Genomic DNA, 10,744 nt, shown 5'->3' on the forward strand with positions numbered 1-10,744 from the left:
AGCGACTCTACTGTACTGCTGTAGCCAGTCTCCAAAGAGCCGTGAAAATCAGGCAGCGAAACAGAAAACAGCAGACTGTCCTTCAATGCTCGTTCTCGCTTGAATGCCTTTACTCTGGACTGAAAATCAACGCCTGCCACCTCGGTGAGAGCCGTGCTGATAACGCCGATGACATCTGGGTGGTGCTTGGACCAGATATGATCCAGCGCCTCCTCCAGATTCCGGTCTGCATCAAATATAACGTCCATCTCTTGCAGTGCAGAGGTCTGAATGGCAATCGGCTCTCGAAAATGGCGAGTCAGCAGCGCCTTGGAGAAGGCCGAGCAGCCCTGAGCGCTGTGCAGCAAAGGCATCGAGCGATACATCCCCTGCAGAGCCAGCACGCCACCCAAAGGCTGTCCTACCTTGAGTGGGTTGACACTGACAGGCTTCATGACAGATTTAATCGGCAAATTAAGTCTCCTCCTCCCATGGAGCCAATTTGGCGGCCAGCTCCCATACCGGATGCTGCAGCGTATGCACAAGCTGTTTCGCCAGAGATAACAGCCCGTCATAGCCCGCATAGGCCTTGTGTCGCTCCTGATTGATGTCCACAAAAGGAATCTGTTCCTTGAGCGCCATATACATGTTCCGGCCCCCGGCAATGACCATGTCTGCCTTGCGACTCCGGACGGTCTTGAGAATCTGCCGGGCGCCACCTTCCGGGATATATTCCGCATCATCTCCGATACGATCAGCAATCCGGGATACATCCTCGGCAGTGCTTTTATTGGTTCCTACACCAACCACCTTTATGCCCAGCTCCTGCAAAGCCGTAATGACAGACCAGCTCTTTACCCCCCCGGTATAGAGCACTGCCCGTTTTCCTTTCAGCTGCTTGCGATAGGGCCTCAGCTCCAGCGATAGCCTCATTTCCTCCCGTGCGGCCAGCTTATCCACCCGTCGCTCCACATCACGATCTCCGGTCAGGTAAGCCATCTGCCGTAAGGAATAGCTCGTCTCTTTTGCTCCATAAAATGAACCTTCAAAATAAGGAATGCCGTATTTACGCTCCATTTGGACTGCCAGACCCAGCAAAGCCCGGCTGCATACGACCATATTGGCCTTGGCACGATGCGCCCATCCCACCTCACGGAACCGACCATCCCCGGTAATTCGGGACAGGATACTCATCCCCGTTTGCTGCATCAGCCGCTGGATATGCCACATCTCACCCGCAATATTGTACTCCCCGATGAGATTGATATCATGGGGAGTTGTCTGCTCCGGCTCAGTACTGCCGATAATTTGCTGGAATAGCACATCTCCCGCTAGCCGGGTCCCGAGATTCTTGCTACCCACGAATCCGGGACTGTTCACCGGAATGATCGGCGTCCCCAGCCGCTCCGATTCGGCCTTGCAGACTCCCTCGACATCTTCACCGATGAGGGCTGTGACACAGGTTGTATAGACAAACACAGCGGGAGGAGCAAAACGGCTGACAATGTAGCGAATCGATTCATGCAGCTTCCGCTCACCACCAAAAATGATGTCCTGTTCTCCAAGATCAGTAGTGAAGCCATACGCCGACAGTTCCGGGCCGCTGGACAAGCTGCCTCTGCTCTCCCAGCTATTCCCAAGACAGGCAATTGGTCCGTGCACCAGATGAGCCGCATCTGCAATGGGGATCAGGGTAATCTGAGCCCCGTCGAAGGAGCAGCCACCTGAGGCCTCCCCCGGCACAGGCCGGGGACAGGGCATACTTTTGGGAATTTTGTTGCCGCAGGATACTTCTAGCCTTCCGTTAGACACAGCCGGTTCCATCTGCACACCCCCTTATTTCAAATAGAATCCATTGAAATTACAAGGCAAGCTGTCAACTTCCATCTACGTGGGACTGCAATTAGCGCACCAGATCAAAGCTATGATCCGGAGCCTGCTCTTCCATGACATCCAGTACGGTATTCACGAATTGGGTAAGCAGATTCAGCGCACCCTGATAGCCGATAATCGGATAACGATGCAGATGATGCCTGTCAAAGATCGGAAAGCCCACACGGAGCAAAGGAATTTTCGCATCTTTTGCAGCGAACTTCAGATGGGAGCTGCCAATAGCCAAGTCCACCGGTTCCTGGAACAGCAATGAACGCATATGCCACAAATCCTGACCGACATGAACCGTGGCTTCTGCACCGTAAGGGCTGGACTTCAACAGAAGCTCTGCCTCCTTCTCAAATTTCCGATCTCCATTGGAGCAAACAATATGCACCGGCTCCATACCTAGCTCCAGACAAAAGCCAATCAGGCCGATGAGCATATCCGGGTCTCCTGCCATAGCCACTCGTTTGCCGTGCAGATAGGTATGCGAATCCATCATGGCATCCACCATTCGGGCGCGCTCCTGCTTCAATGCCTCTGGAATTTCTTTTCCGGACAGCCGACTGATCTCTTCAAGCAAACGATCTGTAGCGCGAATGCCCAGCGGCGTGGAGATGGAAGACACCTGCTGTCCCCAGGTTCGTTTCATGTAGCCTAATGTTTTACGAAGAGAGTACTGCTGGATCGCCAACGTACCGACAGCATCTGCGGCCTCTGGCACATCCGCAAGCGGCGTTCCCCCGTAATAGTAGCTGTACTCTCCCGTGGCCCCTGAATCAAAATTACTGCTGTGGTCACCCAGAATAGTATACGTAACGCCGAACATCCCCAGCATGCGCCGCATTTCCGCAAAATTGCCCGTATACCCGTCAAACCCGAGCAGTACATTCAGCTTCAATTCATGACCAGGCTGTGGCGTCCGGCCTGACTTGTTATACAGCGTCTCCAGTACAGAGCGCAGCATGGCGTCATAGCCTGTAATATGTGAACCGGAAAAGCTGGGGGTATTGGCAAAAGGAACTGGCATAGCTTCGGGAAGGACTCCCTCCTGACGGGCATTAGCCAGGAAGGCAGATAGATCATCCCCGATTACCTCTGCCATACAGGTCGTGCATACCGCAATCATTTCCGGCTGATACAAGGCAATACAGTTCTCTATACCGTCAATGAGGTTGCGCATGCCGCCGAATACGGCGGCATCCTCGGTCATTGAAGTGGAGACAGCAGGAACAGGTTCTTTGAAGTGACGGGAAAGATGGCTACGAAAATAAGCTGTACAGCCCTGTGAGCCATGAATGAACGGGAGCGTTTTTTCGAAGCCGAGTGCAGCCATAACCGCTCCCAGCGGCTGACAAGCCTTGGCTGGATTCACGACTACGGCTGTACGGGCGAAATTCTTATCCTTGTATTCCTTGGTCTTGGTATACTCTAGGGTAGCGGTAACCTCCTCTGGCGAGCAAGGGGCCTCGAAGGCCCGTTTCTCCTCACGCTGGCGCACATATTTATCCTGCCGAAACAACTGATTGTGATCGACAATATTCAGACGCTCGCTCATACCGACACCTCCGTAGTCTGCCGGGACGGCAGCAGGCTCCATACTGGACTGTTTAGGGTCATATCCATATCACGTGCAAAAATCTTAAAACCATCAAAACCATGATAAGGCCCGCTGTAATCCCAGGAGTGCATTTGACGGAAGGGAATGCCCATTTTTTGATACACGTATTTCTCCTTGACTCCAGCGCCCATTAAGTCAATCTTCAGTCGCTGGGCCAATTCCTCCAGCTCATATGCCGTTGGATCATCGTACAGAATAGTGCCTTCCTTTACATCAGGGACCGTCTTTGCGTAATCATCCTTATGGGCAAACTCATAGCCTGTAGCCACAATTTCCATACCCAGATCCTCATAGGCACCGATGGTATGCCTTGCCCGCAACCCGCCAATCAGAAGCATCACCTTTTTGCCCTCCAAACGTGGTCGGTATTTACGGATGACTGCCTCCATCTGCGGCATATATTGGGCGATGACCTGCTCACATTTTTTCTGAATCGTCTCGTCAAAGCGGGCAGCAATCGCTCTTAGGCTCTCTATCGTCTTGGTCGGACCGAAGAAGTTATATTCCATCCAGGGAATTCCGTATTCCTGTTCCATCGTTGTGCACATATAATTCATGGAACGATAACAGTGGATCAGGTTGAGCTTGGATTTATGCGCAATTCCCAGCTCATTGATCGTACCGTCACCCGACCACTGCGCTATGACCCGCAGGCCCATTTCCTCCAGCAAAATGCGTGAGGCCCAGGCATCACCACCGATATTGTAGTCCCCGATGATAGAGACGTCATAAGGTCCGCATTCCTTCAGTTCGCGGCGACCCATCAGAAAATCGCGGATAGCATCATTGGCAATGTGATGGCCCAGAGACTGACTCACCCCGCGAAAGCCCTCACAGCGTACAGGAATGACCGGAACGCCCAGTTCCTCTGTCATCTTCTTGGCCACGGCCCCGATATCATCACCAATCAGTCCGACTGGACATTCAGACTGCACGGTGATACCCTTAGCCAGCGGGAACATCTCCTTAATTTCCCTGCAGATCACCTCCAGCTTCTTATCTCCGCCGAACACGATATCCTTTTCCTGAAAATTGCTTGTAATCTGCATGGCGGTAAAATTATCGATTCCCAATATTCCATTCGCATAATTGCGTCGGGTACCCCAACTGTATTGCCCGCAGCCGATGGGACCATGGCTAATGTGTACCATGTCTTTAATCGGGCCCCATACTACACCCTTGGAGCCTGCATAAGCACACCCCCTTGCTGTCATGACGCCGGGCCGTGATTTCATGTTGGACTTAATGGAACAGGTTCCGCAGTTCACAAGCTCCTCATCTGCGATTTCAAAATGCTTGGTCCGATCCTTCTTGGCCTTCTTGGGATATACCTCTAGTATCTCCTCTACGATCTGCTTCCCCTTGTTCACAATACTGCTCAATTGGCCTATTCCTCCCTCCTGGAGCTCGCGTTCAACTCCCCTATCACCACACGATGGTTCCGTCATTAAGCCTTCTAGCTGGAGCCTACTGCCCGGACGCCTCAGCTTTGTTAATTGCGGTTTCTTCATCCTCAATAATGCCGAATTCCATCAATAGCTCCTCCAACTCTTCCATGGAAATGGGAGTGGGAACCGTTAGCATGTCATTATTTAAAATTTTACCTGCCAGCTCTTCATACTCTGCAGCTTGCTTATGGTCCGGGTTGTATTGGGTAACGGTCATACGGCGCAGCTCTGCGTGTTGCACCACATTATCTCGCGGCAAAAAGTGGATCATCTGCGTGTTCAGCCTTCTCGCAAGCTCCGTAATCAGTTCCGCTTCCCGGTCCGTATTCCGGCTGTTGCATATTAAGCCGCCCAAACGCACGCCACCGCTGTTGGCGTACTTCAATATCCCGCGTGCAATATTGTTGGCAGCGTACATAGCCATCATTTCTCCTGAGCATACGATGTAAATTTCCTGCGCCTTCTTCTCCCGAATCGGCATGGCGAATCCCCCGCACACGACGTCCCCCAGTACATCGTAGGACACGAAATCCAGCCCTTCGTAGGCACCCTCTTCCTCCAGAAAATTAATGGCTGTAATGATTCCGCGCCCTGCACAGCCGACACCAGGCTCTGGCCCACCACATTCCACGTTCAGAATGCCACCAAAACCCTTCTGGACAACGTCCTCCAGCTCCAGGTCCTCCACCGTACCCATTTCAGCCGCCAGATGAAGTACAGTTTGTTGGGCCTTCGTATTCAGAATAAGACGGGTGGAGTCTGCCTTGGGATCACAGCCTACGATCATAATTTTTTGTTTGAATTTGGTTGCGAGCTGAGCCAGTGTATTCTGCGAGGTTGTCGATTTGCCGATACCGCCTTTACCGTAAAACGCAATTTGTCTCATATTTTCTCAGCCTCCAAAATGTTCATTGGGTAAATCCGAATGATTGCCTTTAACTCCCTTATTGTGCTTGCTGCCCTTATTCCGCTTACTTCCCTTTTTGCTCTGCACAGGATACATATAACGTAGAAATTTTACATATTCCAGAACGGATTCCTCAATATCTCCGCCGCATACAATAGGTAGCACGCCAGCTTCCTGCAAAGTCTCTTTGGGGGCATCGCCTATGCCGGACGATAGCAGTAATGCACAGTCATGCACCATAGAAAGGATCTCCTTCATCGTCTCGACCTTGTCCCCATTGCAATCGGCTTTTCCGTGGCAATAGGATTGTACTTTACGAATGCCTATGAAATTTACGATGGTCCCGTCGCTTTCATAGATCATAAATTCCTTGGCACGACCGAAATGCTGATTCACCTTCCCTCCGCCACGACTGACCACAGCGATCAGGACTGGCTTTGAGGTGAAGCTCGCTTCAGGCTTATCTCCCGATAACGGGCAACTACATCCAGCCCCGGTTGACGGTTGTTTGTGGTGTGATTGTCCCTCCTTGCGCTCCATTCTCACTCTCACCTTCTCATCCAGTTCTTTCTGAAATTGTGCCCTCGCCCCTTCATCCATGAGAGGAGCAGCCGATATGTTATCCCATGTAAAATCCTGATTGCGGTCCTCGCCCAGCAGTCCAATCGCATCCGCCCTGCACTGACGACAATGGCGCATAATGACAGCGCCCGCTTCAGCACATTGCTCCTGCAACTGCCGGACCAGACGGGGACGGGGGGCCCGCATTCCTTCCTGCTCATACCGACTACCGGGTGCAATGATGAGCGGCATGATGTTGTGCAGCACTGCCCCGTGCTCCTTGACAACCCTGGCTACCTCCGGCAGATGGGCATCATTGACTTCGGGAATCAGCACCGAGTTCACCTTGCACAATACGCCTCTTGAAGCCAGCATCTTCAAGCCTGCCAGCTGGCGGTCAATCAACAGCCGTGCAGCCTCCTCTCCTGTATAGCGTTTGCCTTCATCATAGATCCATCCGTAAATGCGGGTCCCCACCTCTGGGTCTACAGCATTGATCGTGATCGTAACATGCGAAATGCCCAGCTCTACAATCTTGTCGATATGCCTGATCAAGGTAAGACCATTCGTGCTGAGACAGAATATGACATCTTTAACTGTCTCACGTACCCGGCGGAAGGTATCGAAGGTTGCCTCCGCATTGGCCAGCGGATCTCCAGGTCCCGCAATGCCGACAACGGACAGTTGCATCAGTTGTGCCGCTACGCCATAGGTCTTGCTCGCCGCCTGCTCCGGCGTGAGCAGTTCACTAACAACGCCGGGTCGACTTTCATTGACGCAATCGAATTTGCGATTGCAATAATGGCACTGAATATTACATGCCGGGGCGACTGGAAGATGAATGCGCGCAAAATAGCGATGTGCCTCTTCGTTATAACAGGGATGTCTTCTGAGGGTTTCCAATGCTAAGGGTATTTTCGATAGATCAGCTAAAGAGTCCATTCATTCCCTCCTCTCTATGTTATATTTCCTTACGTACTCTCTGTTTTTCCTGGAATATAATTACATGTTAGAGATAGAAACCAATCTAGTCAATTCGCTCCTACATGAATTCTCTGACATTTGCCCTCAATTCACATATGTGTCAAATTTCAGGTTAGATATTGTACCATACACTTAACATGTTTGCGGTTACACTTCATATTCTCAATAACATCAAGACGCAAAAAAGAGAGCTCGTAAAATACAGCTCTCTTTCAAAAATACGGAATTCAAATCAGACTTTCTCGACCCGTACATGTTGGTAAAAAGCCTGCCCGCCAAATACATTGACACCAAAATGCCCTGCGGCAAATGTATCATCTTCCAGGTCAATTACTTGTTCATCATCTATCTCGATACGCAGGCGTAATCCTTCTGCCTGGATTTTGACAGCATAGGTTACTCCCGGCAATACAAATCTTGGAACCTTAGCAAGTACCTGCTGCTGCTCAAATCGACCCTCTTTTTTATAAAAAAGACGAATCGATTTCATGTTCGGGTCCAAATTGAAATAATAGCCACTCGACCCATCCGCGTTGGCACGGAAAATCATGGAGCCAGCACTCCCATTCCCATCCAGCTTCATCTCAGCCCTATACGTAAAATCTTTCGCCTGCTCAGACGCCATATAATTTGCATCGCTGATATAGCTTCCGCGTATACCATCTGCCGTCACCATCCAGCGGGATGCAGCGACATCCGGCTCCCAACCTGAAAGGTTGGTATAAAACATCCCTCCATACACAGTAACCGAGGTACTTGCTCTCACCGTATCTCCCGTGACGGTGGCTGTAATAACAGCTTCTCCAGGGGAAAGTGCCTCCACAGTCGCAAAGCCCTCATTGGACGGGATCACCTTGACGACTGCAGAGTTGCTGGATTCCCAATTCAGCAAATGTTCTTTTTCCACAGAATTCTCCACACTCGCATACAGACGTTTCGATTGTCCTTCCGCAAGCTCCAATTGGGTGTAATCCATCATCAGTCTGATGAGTGAAGCCTCTGTAGCCCTCCAGCTATTGCGTAGCGCATACACATGAAGAGAAACAACTTTCACCTCACCACCTTGAGTAAACAAGCTCATCCCTCTACGTGCCGAATCTGGAAGAATGATATTGGAAAATACGACTTCCCCATGGTTACCAAACACCTCAACTGAGGATTCGTCCACAAATATACGCATTTGAATTCGATTCCTGGACGGTGCCAGCGATGCTTCATGAAGCGTTGAAAACAAGGTAGAGAAATCAGTAAGTCCTGATTCAGCACGGTTTACAAACATCTGTTGAACGTCTGTTTTATAGCCGACTACCGTTCTTTGCTCGCCGCCTTCCCGTACATAAAACCCAAAAGTCGATGCCCTTCCAACGGAAGGGAATTCGAACTCCGCTTCAATCTCATAGGCACCCGCCTTCAAACCTTCCAGTATATTCGGAGAAGATTCCGTGATACTCGCATGTTTTAGCGAAAATAAATGAGAACGCAGCGAAGTCAGCTCGGCTATCGGATGCTGTATCAAACGGATGCCTTCACGGGTTGTTTTTAGCGATAACTCGCGTGGGATGCTGAGCTGTCCCTTCCAGGGAGCAGTCGGAAAGCTGAACGGATAGTCCCAATTCGTCATCCATGCCAGCATAATACGCCGCCCGCCGGGCACATTAAAGAAAGACATCGAGGCATAGAACTCTTTTCCCCAATCGGTTTTAAGCACCTTACCTGGTGAAAGATCATTTTTAAACTTCCCGTCAGCCGTCACTTCACCGATAAAATATTCCGCATCTGAGCCTTGAGTGTTCGTGCTGGCTCCGGTGCTAATCATTAAGACCCATTTATAAGTATTTTTCTTATCTACCGCCAGCCGAAATAAATCCGGACATTCCCATACCCCTCCGCGTATATACTCGCCATAACCAAAGTTATCCGTCCAGTTCCAATCTATCAGGTTGGTGGAAGTAAAAAAACGAATATGATCTCCTCCGGACACCACCATGATCCAGCGCTGATGGGCTTCGTCCCGTACTACTTTCGGATCACGAAAATCCCAGTTGCCGGGATCATTTTCATTTTGGCCCGGATTCTCTATTACAATCGAGCGGTCTACTGGGTATTGCCATGTCCGTCCCCGATCTGTGCTGTAAGCAAGGCCAATTCTCTGGTTTCCCCTGGGCTGATCGGGATTATAGGAGGTGTAATAAGCAATCAGCCCTTTCCCGCCATAGTTGGTGAACAAGCCGGAAGTATTAGTGAGATCAGCTACAGCCGAACCAGACCAGATATGGCCTAAATCATTCCACTTTAATGCCAAAGGAAGCCTTCTCCAGTTCAGCAAATCCATACTAACCGCATGTGCCCATTGTCCACCATCCTGATGGAACAGGTGATATTCTCCCTCGAAATATACCAATCCGTTCGGATCGCTGGCTGAACCTCTGGCAGGGGAATAATGATACTGCGGACGATATTTTTCGGTATAGTAATTCGAGATAGAGGTAAGGTAGAAATCCTGAAAATAAGCCGTCCCCCCAATTGCCTTCATACCTGTAAAACCACAGGAATAACCGCTATCTACGATGTCCATGGCCGCAGATGTGTAGCCATCCACAAACACGCGAATCCGCTCTCCGTGTGCAATGATTTCCAAACTGTGTTTACTGCCCGATGTATCCGGATACGTCATCGCCGAGCTTGTAATCAACGTTCCGTTCGCTTTTCTCAGATGTACCCGGACCTGATGATTCTCTTCTTGCACAGAAGCAATATAACCCTCTGTTCCCACTTGATTCCCTCTGAAAAATAGTCCTGCTTCCATGCCCGGTTGGGAAGAATTCAGCGTCACACTGCCTTCCAGCACCAGGTCAGCAGCTGCGGCACCGTATATTTTGAGCGCACCTTCCATACTGGTTCCCTCGGCTCTCTCCCCTTTTAGGTCCGGTTGCCATTTCCCACGGATCAAAAGCAGTTCACCTGCATTCGTATCCATATCACTGACTTGAATGTTTTGAAATAAAGCCGATCCATTCCAGACATTCAATCCCAAATATCCTGAGGCATACGTCGTATCGACCACATCTAAAATCGGGTGATATCCTTCATCCCAGTATACTTTAAGCTGCGAGCCTTCTACCTTCACCTTGAGATGATAAATATCTCCTTCTTGTAATTCCACTGGCCGTTCCTCTTTGAGCCTTTCAATATCTCCAGCAGCATCGCGTAATCGTAATAATCCAGCAGCTGGCACGATTTGAAGCATATAGGAAGACCATCCGTCCCCGCTGGAACGGAATACTAGGGCAGCATCTGCCTGTATGTCTGTGACCATCACATCCGCTTCAAAAGTAAAATCCTGTGATGTGGTTCCAGACATAACCATCA

General features: G+C 50.3%; 7 protein-coding genes. All 7 read right to left on the minus strand.

Annotation, left to right across the window (positions count from 1 at the left end):
- Window positions 1-452, minus strand: a 452-nt coding sequence (locus AC5V8P_RS18400) for a nitrogenase component 1 (protein WP_495473764.1), incomplete at its 3' end; no start/stop codon positions are given.
- Between the two features lies 1 nt (window position 453).
- Window positions 454-1,803 carry a nitrogenase iron-molybdenum cofactor biosynthesis protein NifE gene (nifE, locus tag AC5V8P_RS18405; RefSeq protein ID WP_064795554.1) on the minus strand — a complete coding sequence of 450 codons (1,350 nt, stop codon included), beginning with the start codon at window positions 1,801-1,803 and terminating at the stop codon, window positions 454-456.
- Between the two features lie 79 nt (window positions 1,804-1,882).
- Window positions 1,883-3,412: a nitrogenase molybdenum-iron protein subunit beta gene (gene nifK / locus AC5V8P_RS18410; RefSeq protein WP_063212487.1), complete on the minus strand. Its 1,530-nt coding sequence runs from the start codon at window positions 3,410-3,412 to the stop codon at window positions 1,883-1,885.
- Window positions 3,409-4,986 carry a nitrogenase molybdenum-iron protein alpha chain gene (gene nifD / locus AC5V8P_RS18415; protein WP_495473765.1) on the minus strand — a complete coding sequence of 526 codons (1,578 nt, stop codon included), beginning with the start codon at window positions 4,984-4,986 and terminating at the stop codon, window positions 3,409-3,411. The genes nifK and nifD overlap by 4 nt, the downstream gene beginning before the upstream one ends.
- Complete coding sequence (gene nifH, locus AC5V8P_RS18420; RefSeq protein ID WP_063212489.1) at window positions 4,943-5,809, minus strand: nitrogenase iron protein; 867 nt, start codon at window positions 5,807-5,809, stop codon at window positions 4,943-4,945. Before nifH ends, nifD begins: the two co-directional genes overlap by 44 nt.
- A 6-nt stretch (window positions 5,810-5,815) precedes the next feature.
- Window positions 5,816-7,333 carry a nitrogenase cofactor biosynthesis protein NifB gene (gene nifB, locus AC5V8P_RS18425; RefSeq protein WP_064795556.1) on the minus strand — a complete coding sequence of 506 codons (1,518 nt, stop codon included), beginning with the start codon at window positions 7,331-7,333 and terminating at the stop codon, window positions 5,816-5,818.
- Between the two features lie 274 nt (window positions 7,334-7,607).
- On the minus strand, window positions 7,608-10,744 hold a 3,137-nt coding region (locus tag AC5V8P_RS18430), incomplete at its 5' end, for a glycoside hydrolase family 32 protein (protein ID WP_495473766.1).

This window comes from Paenibacillus sp. N119s (assembly GCF_059447605.1).

Bases quoted from the DNA above. Each gene is read 5' to 3' on its own strand.
- nifE (WP_064795554.1), bottom strand. From the start codon at position 1,803: ATGGAACCGGCTGTGTCTAACGGAAGGCTAGAAGTATCCTGCGGCAAC.
- nifK (WP_063212487.1), bottom strand. From the start codon at position 3,412: ATGAGCGAGCGTCTGAATATTGTCGATCACAATCAGTTGTTTCGGCAG.
- nifD (WP_495473765.1), bottom strand. From the start codon at position 4,986: ATGAAGAAACCGCAATTAACAAAGCTGAGGCGTCCGGGCAGTAGGCTC.
- nifH (WP_063212489.1), bottom strand. From the start codon at position 5,809: ATGAGACAAATTGCGTTTTACGGTAAAGGCGGTATCGGCAAATCGACA.
- nifB (WP_064795556.1), bottom strand. From the start codon at position 7,333: ATGGACTCTTTAGCTGATCTATCGAAAATACCCTTAGCATTGGAAACC.